The organism is Microbacterium psychrotolerans, assembly GCF_031085295.1.
GTDB lineage: Bacteria > Actinomycetota > Actinomycetes > Actinomycetales > Microbacteriaceae > Microbacterium > Microbacterium psychrotolerans.
In genome coordinates, this window is the sequence record NZ_JAVFWO010000002.1 from 626,910 (window position 1) to 644,272 (window position 17,363).

Here is a 17,363-nt window from a genome sequence, read left to right on the forward strand (position 1 = left end):
TCACTCGCGCAGACGGATCCCGTGGGGCATCTGCTCGAACTCCGCACGCAGGGCGACGAGCGCCGCGCTGTGCGTGCGCCCCAGGTCGCGCGCGTCGACGGTCACCTCGGCGCCCTGCGGCAGCGACTCGGCCAGCTCCCGCAGCACGGCGACCACGCGCTCCGTGCCCGCGAGGCCGAGCTCGCCGGCCAGCCGCAGCACGCGCCCGTCGTCGGTGTCCTCGACGGTGAAGGCCGGAATCGCGACGCTGTCGTGCGGCTCCAGCGTGTGCATGCCGAATCGCTCGGCGAGCGTCTCGAGCACGGCGATGCCCCGCACGGAGTTGCCGTGCACGTCCAGGCGCGGGCTGAACGCGGCGACGCCGAACTGCGACGGCGCGACGGCGAGGAGGCCTCCGCTGACACCGCTCTTCGCCGGCAGCCCGACGCGCAGCAGCCACTCGCCCGAGAAGTCGTACATGCCGCAGCTCGTCATGATCGACAGCACGTCACGGGCCACGACCTCCTCCACGACCCGCTCGCCGGTGACGGGGTTGACGCCGCCGAAGGCGAGCGTCGCCGACATCACCGCGAGGTCGCGCACGGTCACGAGCAGCGAGCACTGGCGGAAGTACGTCTCCACGGCGACGTCGACCGACCCCTCGAGGATCCCGTGGGAGCGCAGCAGGTGCGCGAGCGCGCGGTTGCGGTCGCCCGTGGCCGATTCCGACTCGTACACCTGCTCGTCGACCCACAGGGAGCGTCCGGCGAAGGCCGAGAGGCCCGCCGCGATACGGGAGGTGCGGTCGTCGACGCCGTCGCCGGGGATGAGCGCCGAGGTCGCGATCGCGCCGGCGTTGACCATCGGATTGGCCGGGCGTCCGGTGCCGGGTTCGAGGCTGATGGCGTTGAACGGCTCGCCGCTGGGCTCCGCTCCGACCTTGCGCAGCACCGCGTCGCGGCCCCGGTCGGCGAGAGCGAGCGCGAGGACGAACGGCTTCGAGATCGACTGGATCGTGAACTCGTGCCCGATGTCGCCGACGGCCCTCACGCGCCCGCGCGGGCCGACCACGGCCAGCGCCAGGTGCTCGGGGTCGGCTGCGGCCAGCTCGGGGATGTAGCCCGCGGGAGCGCCGTCGCGGAGCGGCCGGATGTCTTCGAGGACCTCGTCCAGGAGCACGGTGATGGGGTCCACAGGTCGACCATAATGGACGGGTGCTCCCGATCGACGAGAACGGCCGCCAGGTCGGCATCCGCATCAATCCCAGCATCCTGGCCGCAGACTTCGTGAACATGCAGGCGGAGCTCGCACGCATCGCGACGGCGGACTTCGTCCACGTCGACGTCATGGACAACCACTTCGTGCCCAACCTCACGTTCGGGTCGCAGATGGTCGAGCGGATCCAGGCGACGAGCCCGGTGCCGCTCGACGTCCACCTCATGATCACGAACCCCGACCGCTGGGCGCCCGGTTATGCGGAACTGGGTGCCGCATCGGTCACCTTCCATCTCGAGGCGGCGAAGGAGCCGGTCGCTCTCGCACGCCGCCTCCGCGAGATCGGCGCGCGAGCCGGAGTCGCCGTCAAGCCGGCGACGCCCGTCGACGGCCTCTTCGACCTGCTCGACGACTTCGATCAGATCCTCGTGATGACCGTGGAGCCCGGGTTCGGCGGCCAGTCGTTCATGCCCGAGACGATGCCGAAGCTGCGGCGCCTGGCAGACGAGGCTCGCCGCCGCGGGTCGTCGGTCTGGCTGCAGGTCGACGGCGGCATCGGCGAGTCGACGATCGCACAGGCCGCGGAGGCGGGCGCCGACACGTTCGTCGCCGGCTCCGCCGTGTTCGGTGCGGACGACCCCGCGAACGCCATCACCGGGCTCCGGGCGTCGGCCCGCACCCACGCCCACTGACGCCGGCGACCGCGCGTCATCGATTCGAGAGGGAGCGCATGGCCACCGACGACGAGACGTCCCCTCCGCAGCCCCGGCATCGCCGCCGGCTGCACCGGCTGCTCGACGCGTACAGCGGCGAACACGCGGTCTACGGCCTGGTGCTCGTGACGGCGCTCGTCGCGATCGGCTGGGAGGAGGACACCGACTTCGAAGTGCTGCTGTTCGTCTTCGGGACCGTGGTCATCTTCTGGCTCGCGCACATCTACGCCGCGGTGGTCGCCAGCCGTGCCGTCCGCCCGGCGAAGCCGCTGATGACGGCGATCGGCGAGGGCGCCCGCCACTCCTCGGGCATGCTGATCGCGATGCTCGTTCCCGCTGCACTGCTGCTGCTCGGCGCACTCGGCCTCGTCGAGGAATACACGGCCTACTTCCTCGCACTCGGCAGCGGCATCGTGCTGCTCGCCGTGATCGGCTATGCGAACGCCGCCCGCAACGGAAGCTCGTGGCCCTGGCGCATCGCCGGGCTCCTGGCGACGACGCTGCTCGGCATGCTCGTGATCGGGCTGAGCATCCTCGCGCACTGACGCCCGCGCCGGGCCGGCCCCGGGCTCGCGCCTCGCGGCGCAGCATCCGGCTGCCGGCTCCGGGTAACGCGCGCGGCGCGTGTAGCGAAGGGCGATACCCTGGCATGGTGAAGACGTTCGACACGCTGTACGCCGAGCTCGCCGCGAAAGCGACCGAGCGCCCCGAGGGTTCGGGAACCGTCGCACAGCTGGACGCGGGCGTGCACGCGATCGGCAAGAAGATCGTGGAAGAGGCCGCCGAGGTATGGATGGCGGCCGAGTACGAGTCGGCGGATGCCGCAGCCGAGGAGATCTCGCAGCTGCTGTACCACCTGCAGGTGCTGATGCTCGCGAAGGGGCTGAGCCTCGAGGATGTCTACCGACATCTCTGAGCCGGCATCCCCATCCGTCCTCGAACCCGAAAGCCACGCTGCCATGCTGCGAATCGCCGTGCCGAACAAGGGATCGCTCGCCGAGACCGCCTCCGAGATGCTCCACGAGGCGGGTTACACCGGGCGCCGCGACCCGAAGGACCTCCACGTCATCGACCCTCAGAACGAGGTCGAGTTCTTCTACCTCCGCCCGAAGGACATCGCCACGTACGTCGGCTCGGGCGCGCTCGACGTCGGCATCACCGGGCGTGACCTGCTGCTGGACGCGCGGATGCCCGGCGCCCGCGAGATCGAGCAGCTCGGGTTCGCGGCATCCACCTTCCGCTTCGCGGCACCCGCCGGGCGCTTCTCCGAGGTGAGCGACCTCGAGGGCGCGCGCATCGCGACCTCGTATCCGGGACTCGTCGACAGCTTCCTCGACGAGCACGGCGTCGCGGCCGACCTCGTGCCGCTGGACGGGGCGGTGGAGTCGGCCGTCGAGCTCGGCGTCGCTGACGCGATCGCCGACGTCGTCGAGACCGGCACCACCCTGCGCCAGGCGGGCCTGGACGTCTTCGGGCCGGTGATCCTCAAGTCCGAGGCCGTGCTCATCGGCGCGCCGACCGAGGCGGAGGGCGTGGAGACGCTGCTGCGACGCCTCCGGGGCGTCATGGTGGCGCAGCGCTACGTCATGGTCGACTACGACCTTCCGGCGGAGCTCGTCGACACGGCCGTCAAGATCGCTCCCGGCATCGAGTCGCCGACCATCTCCCCGCTGCGCGACGCGGCATGGGTGGCGGTGCGGGTGATGGTGGCCCGCAAGGGCGTCAACCAGGTCATGGACGCGCTGTACGCGATCGGCGCCCGCGCGATCCTCGTGACCGCCATCCACAACGCGAGGCTCTGATGGACGGGACAGCACCGACGAACGGAGTGGTGTCGTGAGCCTGGTCTGCCGCGTCATCCCGTGCCTGGACGTCGCGGCGGGGCGCGTCGTGAAGGGCGTCAACTTCCAGAACCTGCGCGATATGGGCGATCCCGTCGAACTCGCTCGGGAGTACTTCCGCCAGGGCGCAGACGAGATCACCTTCCTCGACGTGACGGCGACCGTCGACGAGCGCTCCACGACCTACGACGTCGTCCGGCGCACCGCCGAAGAGGTCTTCATCCCGCTCACCGTCGGCGGCGGGGTCCGCTCGGCCGACGACGTCGGCCGGCTGCTGGCCGTCGGCGCCGACAAGATCGGCGTGAACTCCGCCGCGATCGCCCGCCCCGCGCTCCTCGATGAGATCGCCGACCGGTTCGGCGCACAGGTGCTCGTGCTCTCGCTCGACGTGAAGCGCGCCTCGCCCGACCTGCGCGACCGGGTGCCGTCGGGCTTCGTCGTCACGACGCACGGCGGCCGCACCGAGACGGAGCTCGACGCGCTGGAATGGGCGCGCGAAGCCGTCGAGCGCGGCGCAGGCGAGCTGCTGGTCAACTCGATCGACGCCGACGGCACGAAGCAGGGGTTCGACCTCGAGCTCGTGGCCCTCATGCGCGAGGTCGCCAGTGTGCCGGTGATCGCCTCGGGAGGGGCAGGCTCGGCCGCCGATTTCGGGCCCGCCATCGCCGCAGGCGCCGACGCCGTGCTTGCGGCATCCGTCTTCCACTCGGGCCAGCTGACCGTCGGGGATGTGAAGGCCGCGATGGCGGCCGAAGGCATCGCGGTGCGGGAGGTGGCGGCATGAGCGAGAGCGTCGACGAGCGCATCGCACGCGTGACGTTCACGGCCGACGGCCTGGTCGCGGCGATCATCCAGCAATGGGACACCCGCGAGGTCCTCATGCTCGGATGGATGGATGCCGAGGCCCTCCGCCGCACCCTCACCGAGGGTCGCGTGACCTTCTGGTCGCGCTCCCGCCAGGAGTACTGGCGGAAGGGCGACACGTCGGGCAACATCCAGCTGGTGCGCGGGGCGCGCCTGGACTGCGACGGCGACGCCGTGCTGGTCGAGGTCGAGCAGATCGGACCCGCCTGCCACACCGGCACGCGGACCTGCTTCGATGCCGACGACCTCGAGGCCGTGCGCGGCCCGGAGGCCGTCGCGTGATCCGCAGGGCGCGACTGCTCGCCGTCGTCGTCACGGTGCTGTGCGGGGCGCTCGGCGTGATCTCGTCGACCCAGACGTGGCTCACCGTCGTGCTCGAGGACGCCGCCCGCCATGTGCTCGAGGTGCCGGGCGCCTCGGCGCTGCCGGTGCTGGCACCGCTCAGTCTCGCGGTCCTCGCTCTAGGCGCGGCTCTCTCGATCGTGGGGCTCGCGCTGCGGTTCGTCTTCGGCGCACTGGCCGTGCTCATCGGCGGCGTGCTGGCGTGGCTCACCGCCCGCATCGTGCTGGAGCATCCCATCTCGGCCGTCGCCTCGGTCGTCACGGAATCCACCGGGATCGCGGGGGAGTCGTCCGTCGCGACGCTCGTCGCGTCGATCGATGCGACGCTGTGGCCGGCTGTGACCCTCGCCGTCTGGGTGGTGCTCATCGCGGCCGGCGGATTCGTCCTCGCCACCGCCCACGGCTGGTCGCGCACCGGGCGGCGCTACCGCACGGACGACCCCGCACAGCCGGCTCTGCGGGCCGGTTCCCGCCGTTCCGGCGGCGACGGCTCGCGCCCTCACGATGCCGCCGGATCCCAGGCCATCGACGACTGGGACGACCTGTCGCGTGGCGAGGATCCCACCGCCTGACCGCTAGACTGGCGTCATCCCGCGCTTCCCAGGCTTCACGAGGAGATATCCATGAGCAACAACATCGGCGACCCCGGCCACGGACACTCGCCCGCCGCCTGGACGGCCGTCGTGATCATGCTCGTGGCGGTCGCACTCGGAACTCTCTTCTACTTCCTCGACATCCCCGCCCTGGTCTGGGCCTCCGCCGGCCTCCTCGTCGTCGGCGCCATCGTCGGCTGGGCGATGTCCCGCGCCGGCTACGGCGTGAACGGCTCGAAGTACGTGGCGAAAGAGCACTGATCGTGCTCGCCGACCTGACGGCCGGCGCGGTTGAGGATGCCGAGGCACGCGCCTCGGTGCGGCCAGTGGCAGCGGTCGAGGCCGCAGCGCTGGCGCAGCGTCCCGCGATCGACGCCGTCGCCGCCCTCTCTCCGTCCGACCGCGTCAAGATCATCGCGGAGGTCAAGCGGGCGAGCCCCTCGCGCGGCGACCTCGCCGCGATCCCCGATCCCGCACTGCAGGCCCGTCGCTACGAGGAAGGCGGCGCGTCCGCGATCTCCGTCCTCACCGAGGGGCGGCGTTTCAAGGGAAGCCTCGCGGACCTCGAGGCGGTCAAGGCCGCGGTCACCCTGCCGGTCCTGCGCAAGGACTTCATCGCCACCGAGTACCAGGTGCTCGAGGCCCGCGCCGCCGGTGCGGATCTCGTGCTGCTCATCGTCGCCGCGCTCGAGCAGGACGTCCTCGCCCGTCTGCACACGTTCACGCGCGAGCTGGGCATGACCGCGCTCGTCGAGACGCACTCGGCCGTCGAGGTCGATCGTGCGGCCGAACTGGACGCGCAGCTCATCGGCGTCAATGCGCGCGACCTGTCCACGTTCCAGCTCGACCGCGACCTGTTCGGGCGGCTGGCGGAGCGCATACCCGCCGGCGCGGTCAGGATCGCCGAGTCGGCCGTGCTCGTGCCCGGCGACGTCGCCCATTACCGGGCGGCCGGCGCCGATGTCGTCCTCGTAGGCGAAGCCCTCGTCACCAACGATCCCGTATCCACCCTGCGCGCCTTCCTGGAGGCGGGCGCGGGCGATGCACCGAACGAAGGAAGGGTGACGCAGTGAGTCTTCGCGAGGCCCCCGGGCCGCTGTTCGGCGAGTTCGGCGGGCGCTACATGCCCGAATCCCTGATCGCCGCGATCGATGAGCTGGCGGCCGAGTACGAGGCCGCCAAGGCCGATCCCGCGTTCCAGGCCGAGTTCGTCCGCCTGCTGCACTCGTACGCGGGCCGCCCGTCGCCGATCACCGAGGTGGCGCGGTTCGCCGAGCACGCCGGGGGAGCGCGGGTGTTCCTCAAGCGCGAGGACCTCAACCACACCGGCTCGCACAAGATCAACAACGTGCTCGGCCAGGCGCTGCTCACCCAGCGCCTCGGCAAGACCCGCGTCATCGCCGAGACGGGCGCAGGCCAGCACGGCGTCGCGACCGCGACCGCGGCTGCGCTGTTCGGCTTCGAGTGCACCATCTACATGGGCGAGGTCGACACCGAGCGCCAGGCGCTCAACGTCGCCCGCATGCGCCTCCTGGGCGCCGAGGTCGTGCCGGTGAAGACCGGCTCGCGCACGCTGAAGGACGCCATCAACGACGCCTACCGCGACTGGGTCGCCAGCGTCGAGACGACGAACTACATCTTCGGCACCGCCGCGGGGCCGCATCCGTTCCCAGCGATGGTCCGCGACTTCCAGAAGGTGATCTCGGAAGAGGCGCGCGCGCAGCTGCTCGAAGAGGCGGGCCGGCTTCCGGATGCCGTCATCGCGTGCGTCGGCGGCGGCTCGAACGCCATCGGCATGTTCGACGCGTTCCTCGACGACGACGTGAAGCTCTACGGGGTCGAGGCCGCCGGCGACGGCGTGGACACCCCTCGCCACGCCGCATCGATCGAGCGTGGACGGCCCGGGGTGCTGCACGGTGCGAAGACCTTCGTGCTGCAGGACGAAGACGGCCAGACCGTCGAGTCGCACTCCATCTCGGCAGGACTCGACTACCCGGGCGTCGGACCCGAGCACGCCTGGCTCGCCTCGATCGGCCGCGCCGAGTACATCCCCGCGACCGACGACGAGGCGATGCAGGCGCTGCGGCTGCTCTCCGAGACCGAGGGCATCATCCCGGCGATCGAGTCGGCGCACGCCCTCGCCGGCGCGCTGCGGATCGGGCGCGAGCTCGGCCCGGACGCGATCCTCGCCGTGTGCCTCTCCGGCCGCGGCGACAAGGACATGGACACCGCCGCGCGGTACTTCCACCTGTACGACGCCGCTGCCGCTGCAGCCACGGAGGGTGCGGGGCCGGTCGAGACGGCACCGTCCGACGACGCCGCCAAGGGAGAGGGCACCAAGCTATGACCTCGCGCGTCGCCGCGGCGATCGACGCCGCCCACGCCGCGGGCCGCGGCGCCTTCGTCGGCTACCTGCCGATCGGCTTCCCCGACCTGCGCACGAGCATCGATGCGGCCGTCGCCCTCGCCGAGAACGGCGCCGACGTCCTCGAGCTCGGCCCGCCCTACTCCGACCCGGTGATGGACGGCACCGTGATCCAGGAGGCCACGCAGGCGGCTCTCGCCGGCGGCTTCCGGCTGCGCGACACGTTCACGGCGGTGCGCGAGATCACCCGCCGCGTGGACGTTCCGGTGCTCGTGATGACCTACTGGAACCCCGTCCTGCAGTACGGGGTCGACCGGTACGCCGACGACCTCCTCGCCGCCGGGGGAGCGGGTCTCATCACCCCCGACATCACGCCCGAAGCCGCGCCCGAGTGGATCGCCGCCAGTGAGCGCACGGGACTCGACCGCGTGTTCCTCGCAGCGCCCACCTCGACCGACGAACGCCTCGAGCTGATCGTCCGGCAGTCCACCGGGTTCGTCTACACCGTGTCCACCATGGGCATCACCGGCGAACGGGCGCAGCTGGATGCCGCCGCCCGCACGCTGGTCGCCCGGCTGCGCGAGCACGGGGTCGAGCACGCGTGCGTGGGCATCGGCATCTCGAACGCCGACCAGGTGGCGGGCGTGCTGGAGTACGCCGACGGCGCGATCGTAGGCACGGCCCTCGTCCGCGCGCTGCGCGAAGGGGGAATCGACGGTCTCGCCGCGACCGCGCGCAGCCTCGCCGCCGGCACCGCGCGCAGCGCGAACTAGACTTCTCAGGTCGGCGCGTGCGCCGGCCCCTCCCGCACGGATCCAGCAAGGACACGGTTCTCCCATGATCACCGCCGCCGCGAGCGTCGTCGCCAGCATCCCGAGCCCGTCGATCAGCTACTTCGACATCGGCCCCCTGCGGATCCACATCTACGCGCTGTGCATCATCACGGGCATCATCGTCGCGGTGCTGTGGACGAACGCCCGCCTCACCAAGCGCGGCGCGGAGCCGTGGGTCGTCATCGACATCGCCCTGCTCGCGGTGCCGCTCGCGATCATCACCGCACGCATCTACCACGTGCTGACCCACTGGAGCTTCTACTTCGGCGAAGGCGCGAACCCGCTGTCGGCGCTGTACATCTGGGAGGGCGGCATCGCCATCTACGGCGCCCTCATCGGCGGCGCCGTCGGTGCGTGGCTCGGCTGCCGGTGGACCGGCATCCGATTCTGGACCTTCGCCGACGCGCTCGCGCCCGGCCTTCTCCTCGCCCAGGCCATCGGCCGCTTCGGCAACTGGTTCAACCAGGAGCTGTACGGACTGCCGACCGACGTGCCGTGGGGCCTCGAGATCGACTATCCGAACCCCGCGTGGCCGATCGGTCTTCCGGAGGGAACGCTGTTCCACCCCACCTTCCTCTATGAAGTCCTCTGGAACGCGCTGGGCGTCCTGGTGATCGTGTGGGTCGGGCGACGCTTCCGCCTGCAGTGGGGCCGCCTGTTCGCCGTCTACCTCATCTGGTACAGCGCCGGGCGCATCGTGTGGGAGTCGATCCGCATCGACCCGAGCGACATCTTCCTGGGGCTGCGCACCAACGTCTGGGCCGCCATCCTGGGCGTGGTCATCGGTCTGGTGATCTTCTTCGTGCAGAAGCGCCGCCACCCGGGTCTCGAGCCGTCGCCCTATGTGTCCGGCCGCGAGTGGAATGCCGGACAGGCTGTACAATCGCAGAACACCGACGACTTCGTCGACGTCAGCGAACCCCCGACGTCCGAGGTCGAAGAGGTCAGCGCCACAAGCACTCCTGCCACCAAATAACGCCGCTCAGTTCCCGAGGAGCGTGCGCCCAGGGCCGACGTCGTCCCATCTTGACTATCAACGTGAGGACGGTAGGTATGGCTTCGAGCCCCCGTCACGTCGTCTCTTCGGAGGCGAACTTCCCCGCTTCGTCCGGCCGCGCCGGCTTCCCGCAGAAGCAGGGGATGTACAACCCTGCCTTCGAGAAGGACGCCTGCGGCCTGGCCATGGTCGCGACCCTGCGCGGCGAGGCCGGCCACGACATCATCGATCTGGCCCTGACGGCCCTTCGCAACCTCGAGCACCGAGGCGCGATCGGCTCGGATGCCGGCACCGGCGACGGTGCGGGCATCCTCACGCAGATGCCCGACGCGTTCCTGCGCGCGGTGGCCGGTTTCGAGCTGCCGCCGGTGGGCGAGTACGCCGCCGGCATGGTGTTCCTGCCCCGCGACGCCGACGAGCGGGCAGCCCAGAAGTCGGGGATCGAGCGGATCGCGGCGTCCGAGGGCCTGACCGTCCTCGGCTGGCGCGAGGTGCCGACCTCCGACGAGCACCTGGGCAAGCTGGCCTTCGCCGCGCGCCCGGTCTTCGAGCAGGTCTTCGTGTCGCATCCGGCGTCGGGCGACCGGCCGGCCCTCTCGGGTATCGCGCTGGACCGGCGCGCCTATCGCCTGCGCACGCGTGCGCGCACCGAGCTCGACGCGTACTTCGTGTCGCTGTCCGCGCGCACGCTCGGTTACAAGGGCATGGTCACGACGCTCCAGCTGGAGCCGTTCTACCCCGACCTGCAGGACGAGCGCTTCGCCTCGGAGCTCGCCGTCGTGCACTCCCGCTACTCGACCAACACCTTCCCGTCGTGGCCGCTCGCGCAGCCCCTGCGCATGCTCGCGCACAACGGCGAGATCAACACCGTCAACGGCAACCGCAACTGGATGCGGGCGCGGCAGTCCCAGCTCCAGTCCGAGCTGCTCGGCGACATCCGCCCGCTGCTGCCGATCTGCACCGACGGCGCCAGCGACTCCGCGTCGTTCGACGAGGTGCTCGAGCTGCTCACCCTGACCGGCCGCAGCCTGCCGCACGCCATCATGATGATGGTGCCGGAGGCCTACGAGAAGCAGGCCGACATCGACCCGAAGCTGCGGGCGTTCTACGAGTTCCACTCCATGCAGATGGAGCCGTGGGACGGGCCCGCCGCGCTGATCTTCACCGATGGCACGCTCGTCGGCGCCACGCTGGACCGCAACGGGCTGCGTCCCGGACGCTGGACCGAGACGACCGACGGCCTCATCGTCATCGGCAGCGAGACCGGCGTGCTCGACTTCGAGCCCGAGCGCATCAAGCGTCGCGGGCGCCTGCGCCCCGGCCGCATGTTCCTCGTGGACACGGCCCAGCGCCGCATCATCGAGGACGACGAGATCAAGGCGCAGCTGGCCGAGCAGGAGCCGTGGCAGGAGTGGCTCGACGCGGGGCGCGTACGGCTCGCCGAGCTTCCCGAGCGCGAGCACATCGTGCACCCGATCGCCTCGATCACGCGCCGTCAGCGCACCTTCGGCTACACCGAGGAAGAGGTCAAGATCCTCCTGACCCCGATGGGTCAGAACGGCGCCGAGCCGCTCGGCGCCATGGGCTCCGACACGCCCGTCGCCGTGCTCAGCGAGCGCCCCCGCCTGCTGTTCGACTACTTCACGCAGCAGTTCGCGCAGGTCACGAACCCGCCGCTGGACTCGATCCGCGAAGAGGTCGTCACGTCACTGGGTCTCGGACTCGGTCCCGAGCGCAACCTCCTCGAGTGGGGCGCCGAGCACACGCGGGTCGTGACCCTCGACTTCCCGGTGATCGACAACGACGAGCTCGCCAAGATCCAGCACATCGACACCGCCCTTCCCGGGCGGACGTCGGTCACGATCCGCGGCCTGTACCGCGTCGAGGCCGGCCACAAGGGCATGAAGAAGCGCCTCGAGCAGATGTGCCAGGAGGTCGACCAGGCGATCGAGGACGGCGCGGAGTTCATCGTGCTCTCGGACCGCGACTCCAACAAGGACCTCGCGCCCATCCCGTCGCTGCTCATGCTGGCCGCCGTGCACCACCACCTCATCCGCAAGGAGACGCGCATGAAGTGCGGTCTCGTGGTCGAGGCCGGCGACGTGCGCGAGGTGCACCACGTGGCGACGCTCATCGGGTACGGCGCATCCGCCGTCAACCCGTATCTCGCGATGGAGACCGTCGAGTACCTGGTGCGCGCGGGCTTCATCACCGGGATCTCGCCCGAGAAGGCCGTCAAGAACCTCATCTACGCGCTCGGCAAGGGCGTGCTGAAGATCATGTCGAAGATGGGCATCTCGACCGTGTCGTCGTACGCGGGCGCGCAGGTGTTCGAGGCCGTCGGCCTGTCGCAGGACTTCGTCGACACGTACTTCACCGGCACGGAGTCCAAGCTCGGCGGCGTCGGGCTCGACGTCATCGCGGCGGAGAACGCCGCGCGTCACACGTACGCGTACCCCGAGGACGCGGCTGTCCGCGCGCACGAGCGACTGTGGACCGGCGGCGAGTACCAGTGGCGGCGCGACGGCTCGCCGCACCTGTTCAACCCCGACACGGTGTTCCGGCTGCAGCACTCGACGCGCACCCGTCGCTACGACATCTTCCGCGAGTACACGAAGCTGGTGGACGACCAGGCGAGCGAGCTCAAGACGCTGCGCGGTCTGTTCGCGCTCAAGACCGAAGGCCGCACGCCGGTGCCGATCGACGAGGTCGAGTCGGTCTCGTCGATCGTCAAGCGCTTCTCGACCGGGGCCATGAGCTACGGGTCGATCTCGCGCGAGGCGCACGAGACCCTGGCGATCGCGATGAACCGCATCGGCGGCAAGTCCAACACCGGTGAGGGCGGCGAAGACACCGACCGCCTGCTCGACCCCGAGCGCCGCAGTTCCATCAAGCAGGTCGCCTCGGGCCGCTTCGGCGTCACGAGCCTGTACCTCACGCAGGCCGACGACATCCAGATCAAGCTCGCGCAGGGCGCCAAGCCCGGCGAGGGCGGACAGCTGCCGCCGACCAAGGTGTACCCGTGGGTCGCCCGCACCCGCCACGCGACCGCCGGCGTCGGTCTCATCTCGCCGCCGCCGCACCACGACATCTACTCGATCGAAGACCTCAAGCAGCTGATCTTCGACCTCAAGCGCGCCAACCCCGGTGCGCGCGTGCACGTGAAGCTGGTGAGCCAGTCGGGCATCGGCGCGGTCGCGGCGGGCACAGCCAAGGCGCTGGCCGACGTCATCCTGGTGTCGGGCCACGACGGCGGCACCGGCGCGAGCCCGCTCAACTCGCTCAAGCACGCCGGAACACCGTGGGAGCTCGGTCTCGCCGAGACGCAGCAGACGCTCATGCTCAACGGCATGCGCGACCGCGTCGTCGTGCAGGTCGACGGCCAGCTCAAGACCGGCCGCGACGTCATCATCGGAGCCCTTCTCGGGGCCGAGGAGTTCGGCTTCGCGACCGCCCCGCTCGTGGTGTCGGGCTGCATCATGATGCGGGTCTGCCACCTCGACACCTGTCCGGTGGGCGTCGCGACGCAGAACCCTGTCCTGCGCCAGCGCTTCAACGGCAAGCCCGAGTTCGTCGTGAACTTCATGGAGTTCATCGCAGAGGAGGTGCGCGAGTACCTCGCCGAGCTCGGCTTCCGCTCGCTCGACGAGGCGATCGGCCGGAGCGACCTGCTCGACGTCAACGGCGCGGTCAACCACTGGAAGGCCAACGGCCTGGACCTCGCCCCGGTGCTCGAGGGCCCCGCCTTCGCGGAGGACGAGCCGCGCCGCAACACGACCGCGCAGCTGCACGAGCTCGACGAGCACTTCGACGTCGCGCTCATCGAGCGCGCCCAGGACGTCATCGCGAACGGCGGCGAGATCACCATCGACCTGCCGATCCGCAACACCGAGCGCGCCGTCGGCACGCTCCTCGGTCACCACGTGACGAAGGAGCGCGGCGAGAACGGCCTGCGATCGGGCAGCATCGTCGTGAACCTCACCGGGTCTGCGGGGCAGTCCTTCGGAGCGTTCATGCCCTCGGGGATCACGCTGCGCCTGGAGGGCGACTCCAACGACTACGTCGGCAAGGGTCTCTCGGGCGGTCAGATCGTGGTGCGGCCGCCGCGCGGCGCCACCTTCGACGCGTCGAAGAACGTCATCGCGGGCAACGTCATCGGCTACGGCGCCACGCTGGGCACGATGTTCCTGCGCGGGGTCGTGGGCGAGCGCTTCTTCGTCCGCAACTCCGGTGCCACCGCCGTCGTCGAGGGCGTCGGAGACCACGCCCTCGAGTACATGACCGGCGGTCTCGCCGTCATCATCGGCGCGACAGGACGCAACCTGGGCGCCGGGATGTCGGGTGGCACCGCGTATGTGTACCGGCTCGACAGCAAGCTCGTCAACCGCGAGGCGCTCGCCTCGGGCGAGCTGGAGCTCGGCGAACTCGGCTCGGGAGACGCGGAGATCCTCCGCGACCTGCTCGAGCAGCACGTCGCCGAGACCGAATCCACTCTTGCGCAGGCTCTCCTCGACGACTTCGAGGTCGAGCTGGCGAACTTCGTCAGGGTCATGCCACGCGACTACGCCGCGGTGCTCGAGACCCGTCAGGCGGCCGTCGCGGAGGGGCTCGACCCCGACGGCGACGTCGTCTGGAACCGCATTCTGGAGGTGACGGGTGGCTGACCCGAAGGGCTTTCTCAAGGTCACCGAGCGCGAGCTGCCCCCGCGGCGGCCGGTGCCGGTGCGCATCATGGACTGGAAAGAGGTCTATGAGCCGGGCGACAGTGCGGTGCTCCGCCGGCAGGCCGGGCGCTGCATGGACTGCGGCGTGCCGTTCTGCCACAAGGGCTGCCCGCTGGGCAACCTGATCCCCGAGTGGAACGACCTCACGTGGCGCGGCGAAGGCCGCGCCGCCAGTGAGCGTCTGCACGCGACGAACAACTTCCCGGAGTTCACGGGACGCCTGTGCCCGGCGCCCTGCGAGAGCTCGTGCGTCCTGGGCATCAACCAGCCCGCCGTGACCATCAAACAGGTCGAGGTGTCGATCGCCGACGAGGCGTTCGCGAACGGCTGGATCGAGCCCGAGCCGCCGGGGCGCCTGACCGGCAAGACCGTCGCGGTCGTCGGATCGGGTCCCGCCGGTCTCGCCGCCGCGCAGCAGCTCACCCGCGCCGGTCACACGGTGGCCGTGTTCGAGCGCGACGACCGCATCGGCGGACTCCTGCGCTACGGCATCCCGGACTTCAAGATGGAGAAGAAGCACCTCGAGTCGCGTCTTCGCCAGATGCAGGACGAGGGAACGCGGTTCCGCGCCGGCGTCGAGATCGGCCGCGACATCTCGTGGGCGGACCTGCGTGCCCGCTACGACGCGGTCGTCATCGCGACCGGCTCCACGGTGCCGCGCGAGCTGGCGATCCCCGGTCGCGACCTCGCCGGCGTGCACTTCGCCATGGAGTACCTCGTCGAGTCGAACAAGGCCGTCGCCGGCGATGCCGTGCCGAACCAGATCACGGCCGAAGGCAAGCACGTCGTCGTGATCGGCGGCGGTGACACCGGCGCGGACTGCATCGGCACCGCCCACCGTCACGGCGCGCTGAGCGTGACGAACCTCGCGATCGGCCGCCGCCCTCCGGGCGAGCGTCCCGAGCACCAGCCGTGGCCGATGGACCCGCTCGTGTTCGAGATGCAGTCGGCTCACGAGGAGGGCGGCGAGCGCACCTACCTTGCCTCGACCGTCGAGTTCCTCGCGAACGACGCCGGCGAGGTGCGCGCCCTGCGCGTCGCCGAGACCGAGTTCGTCGACGGACGCCGCGTGCCCAAGAGCGGCACCGAGCGTGAGATCCCCGCCGACCTGGTGCTCATCGCGATGGGCTTCACCGGTCCCGAGCGCGCCCTCCTCGAGGAGCAGCTCGGCGCTCGCTTCACCGAGCGGGGCAACGTGCGCCGCGAGGACGACTACCAGACGACCGCCCCGGGCGTGTTCGTGGCCGGCGACGCCGGCCGCGGACAGTCGCTCATCGTATGGGCGATCGCCGAGGGACGTGCCGCCGCAGCCAGCGTCGACCGCTTCCTCATGGGGGACACGGAGCTGCCTGCTCCGGTCCGCCCGACCGATGTCGCCATCGGCTTGCAGCCCGCGTAGGCTTGCCGAGGCACTCGCCACCTTCAACCCACCCGGAGATACCACGGATGAGACGCGCCAAGATCGTCGCCACCCTTGGGCCCGCCACGTCGACATATGAGATGGTCCGCGCGATCATCGATGCCGGCGTCGACGTCGCCCGCTTCAATCTGAGCCACGGGGACTACTCGGTCCACGACAACAACTTCGCCAACGTGCGCAAGGCCGCCGACGACGCCGGACGGGCGGTCGCGATCCTCGTCGACCTGCAGGGTCCGAAGATCCGCCTCGGCAAGTTCGAGAACGGACCGCACGAGCTCGCGGTCGGCGACATCTTCAAGATCACCACCGACGACATCCTGGGCACCAAGGAGATCGTCAGCACCACCTTCAAGGGCCTCCCGAACGACGTCAAGCCGGGCGACTTCCTCCTGATCGACGATGGCAAGGTGCGCGTCGAGGTCGTCGAGACCGACGACACCGTCGTCACCACCAAGGTGATCGTCGCCGGCCCGGTCTCCAACAACAAGGGCATCAACCTCCCGGGCGTCGCCGTGAACGTGCCGGCGCTGTCCGAGAAGGACGAAGCCGACCTCCGCTGGGGCCTGCGCGCCGGCGCCGACCTCATCGCGCTGTCTTTCGTGCGCGACGCGAAGGACGTCCAGCGCGTCCACGTCATCATGGCCGAGGAGGGGCGACACGTCCCGGTCATCGCCAAGATCGAGAAGCCGCAGGCTGTCGACAACCTCGAGGAGATCATCGACGCGTTCGACGGCATCATGGTCGCCCGTGGCGACCTGGGCGTCGAGCTGCCGCTCGAGGCGGTGCCGATCGTGCAGAAGCGCGCGGTGGAGCTGTGCCGCCGCATGGCGAAGCCCGTCATCGTGGCGACGCAGATGCTCGAGTCGATGATCGAGAACCCGGTCCCGACCCGCGCCGAGACGAGCGACGTCGCCAACGCCGTGCTCGACGGCGCGGACGCGGTCATGCTGTCTGGTGAGACCAGCGTCGGCAAGTACCCGGTCGGCGTCGTCGAGACGATGGCGCGCATCGTCGACTCCACCGAGGAGCACGGCCTGGACCGCATCCTCCCGCTCACGACCAAGCCTCGCACCCAGGGCGGCGCCATCACGCTGGCCGCGATGGAGGTCGCCGAGTTCGTCGACGCGAAGTTCCTCTGCATCTTCACCGAGTCGGGCGACACCGCGCGTCGTATGTCGCGGCTGCGCCCGCGCATCCCCATGATCGGCTTCGCGCCCGAGCCCGCGATCCGTCGTCGCATGGCGATCACGTGGGGCGTGCAGTCGACGCTGGTCGAGCATGTCGCTCACACCGACCTCATGTTCATCCAGGTCGACGACTACCTGCTGTCGAACGACCTGGCGAAGGTCGGCGACAAGGTCGTCGTGATCTCGGGATCGCCTCCCGGGATCATCGGCTCCACGAACGACATCCGCATCCACAAGGTGGGCGATGCGGTGCACGGCAAGGCGCCGATCTACAAGACACGGGACTGACA

Annotated in this window: 16 protein-coding genes; 15 read left to right on the top strand and 1 reads right to left on the bottom strand. The window is 70.3% G+C overall.

What is annotated here, in order from left to right:
• The gene (gene glsA, locus Q9R08_RS07640; protein ID WP_308867297.1) at positions 1-1,173 is read right to left on the bottom strand and encodes a glutaminase A; all 1,173 of its coding nucleotides are present in this window, start codon (positions 1,171-1,173) and stop codon (positions 1-3) included.
• Between the two features lie 20 nt (positions 1,174-1,193).
• Between glsA and rpe the strand changes: the two genes are divergently transcribed.
• The 15 genes from rpe to pyk all read left to right on the top strand — a co-directional run bounded on the left by rpe (position 1,194) and on the right by pyk (position 17,361).
• Positions 1,194-1,886 (top strand): ribulose-phosphate 3-epimerase, encoded by a 693-nt coding sequence (rpe, locus tag Q9R08_RS07645; RefSeq protein WP_308867298.1) that lies wholly within the window; start codon positions 1,194-1,196, stop codon positions 1,884-1,886.
• A 38-nt stretch (positions 1,887-1,924) separates the two neighbouring features.
• Positions 1,925-2,452, top strand: coding sequence for a hypothetical protein (locus tag Q9R08_RS07650; RefSeq protein WP_308867299.1), 528 nt, complete (start codon positions 1,925-1,927; stop codon positions 2,450-2,452).
• Between the two features lie 107 nt (positions 2,453-2,559).
• Entirely contained in the window at positions 2,560-2,823 is a 264-nt protein-coding gene (locus tag Q9R08_RS07655; protein WP_308867300.1) for a phosphoribosyl-ATP diphosphatase, read from the top strand.
• Between the two features lie 43 nt (positions 2,824-2,866).
• On the top strand, positions 2,867-3,709 hold the full coding sequence (gene hisG / locus Q9R08_RS07660) for an ATP phosphoribosyltransferase (RefSeq protein ID WP_308867301.1): 843 nt from the start codon (positions 2,867-2,869) through the stop codon (positions 3,707-3,709).
• Positions 3,710-3,743: 34 nt separating this feature from the next.
• Positions 3,744-4,532, top strand: a complete 789-nt coding sequence (gene hisF / locus Q9R08_RS07665) for an imidazole glycerol phosphate synthase subunit HisF (protein ID WP_308867302.1) — start codon at positions 3,744-3,746, stop codon at positions 4,530-4,532.
• Entirely contained in the window at positions 4,529-4,894 is a 366-nt protein-coding gene (gene hisI / locus Q9R08_RS07670; RefSeq protein WP_308867303.1) for a phosphoribosyl-AMP cyclohydrolase, read from the top strand. Before hisF ends, hisI begins: the two co-directional genes overlap by 4 nt.
• A complete protein-coding gene (locus Q9R08_RS07675) occupies positions 4,891-5,526 on the top strand; it encodes a Trp biosynthesis-associated membrane protein (RefSeq protein ID WP_308867304.1) in 636 nt (211 codons plus the stop codon). Before hisI ends, Q9R08_RS07675 begins: the two co-directional genes overlap by 4 nt.
• 51 nt (positions 5,527-5,577) lie before the next feature.
• On the top strand, positions 5,578-5,808 hold the full coding sequence (locus Q9R08_RS07680; protein ID WP_308867305.1) for a DUF6704 family protein: 231 nt from the start codon (positions 5,578-5,580) through the stop codon (positions 5,806-5,808).
• Between the two features lie 2 nt (positions 5,809-5,810).
• Positions 5,811-6,620: an indole-3-glycerol phosphate synthase TrpC gene (trpC, locus tag Q9R08_RS07685; protein ID WP_308867306.1), complete on the top strand. Its 810-nt coding sequence runs from the start codon at positions 5,811-5,813 to the stop codon at positions 6,618-6,620.
• Entirely contained in the window at positions 6,617-7,894 is a 1,278-nt protein-coding gene (gene trpB / locus Q9R08_RS07690; RefSeq protein ID WP_308867307.1) for a tryptophan synthase subunit beta, read from the top strand. Before trpC ends, trpB begins: the two co-directional genes overlap by 4 nt.
• Positions 7,891-8,685 carry a tryptophan synthase subunit alpha gene (gene trpA / locus Q9R08_RS07695; protein WP_308867308.1) on the top strand — a complete coding sequence of 265 codons (795 nt, stop codon included), beginning with the start codon at positions 7,891-7,893 and terminating at the stop codon, positions 8,683-8,685. The genes trpB and trpA overlap by 4 nt, the downstream gene beginning before the upstream one ends.
• 64 nt (positions 8,686-8,749) lie before the next feature.
• Entirely contained in the window at positions 8,750-9,721 is a 972-nt protein-coding gene (lgt, locus tag Q9R08_RS07700) for a prolipoprotein diacylglyceryl transferase (protein WP_308867309.1), read from the top strand.
• A 77-nt stretch (positions 9,722-9,798) separates the two neighbouring features.
• A complete protein-coding gene (gene gltB, locus Q9R08_RS07705; RefSeq protein ID WP_418001328.1) occupies positions 9,799-14,406 on the top strand; it encodes a glutamate synthase large subunit in 4,608 nt (1,535 codons plus the stop codon).
• Positions 14,399-15,865, top strand: a complete 1,467-nt coding sequence (locus tag Q9R08_RS07710) for a glutamate synthase subunit beta (RefSeq protein WP_308867310.1) — start codon at positions 14,399-14,401, stop codon at positions 15,863-15,865. Before gltB ends, Q9R08_RS07710 begins: the two co-directional genes overlap by 8 nt.
• A gap of 47 nt (positions 15,866-15,912) precedes the next feature.
• Entirely contained in the window at positions 15,913-17,361 is a 1,449-nt protein-coding gene (gene pyk, locus Q9R08_RS07715) for a pyruvate kinase (RefSeq protein WP_308867311.1), read from the top strand.
• The last annotated feature ends 2 nt before the right edge of the window (positions 17,362-17,363 follow it).

Excerpts from the sequence above, each read along its gene's own strand:
- Q9R08_RS07650 (WP_308867299.1), top strand. The coding sequence starts at position 1,925 with ATGGCCACCGACGACGAGACGTCCCCTCCGCAGCCCCGGCATCGCCGC.
- pyk (WP_308867311.1), top strand. The coding sequence starts at position 15,913 with ATGAGACGCGCCAAGATCGTCGCCACCCTTGGGCCCGCCACGTCGACA.
- gltB (WP_418001328.1), top strand. The coding sequence starts at position 9,799 with ATGGCTTCGAGCCCCCGTCACGTCGTCTCTTCGGAGGCGAACTTCCCC.
- Q9R08_RS07680 (WP_308867305.1), top strand. The coding sequence starts at position 5,578 with ATGAGCAACAACATCGGCGACCCCGGCCACGGACACTCGCCCGCCGCC.
- lgt (WP_308867309.1), top strand. The coding sequence starts at position 8,750 with ATGATCACCGCCGCCGCGAGCGTCGTCGCCAGCATCCCGAGCCCGTCG.
- hisI (WP_308867303.1), top strand. The coding sequence starts at position 4,529 with ATGAGCGAGAGCGTCGACGAGCGCATCGCACGCGTGACGTTCACGGCC.
- hisG (WP_308867301.1), top strand. The coding sequence starts at position 2,867 with ATGCTGCGAATCGCCGTGCCGAACAAGGGATCGCTCGCCGAGACCGCC.
- trpA (WP_308867308.1), top strand. The coding sequence starts at position 7,891 with ATGACCTCGCGCGTCGCCGCGGCGATCGACGCCGCCCACGCCGCGGGC.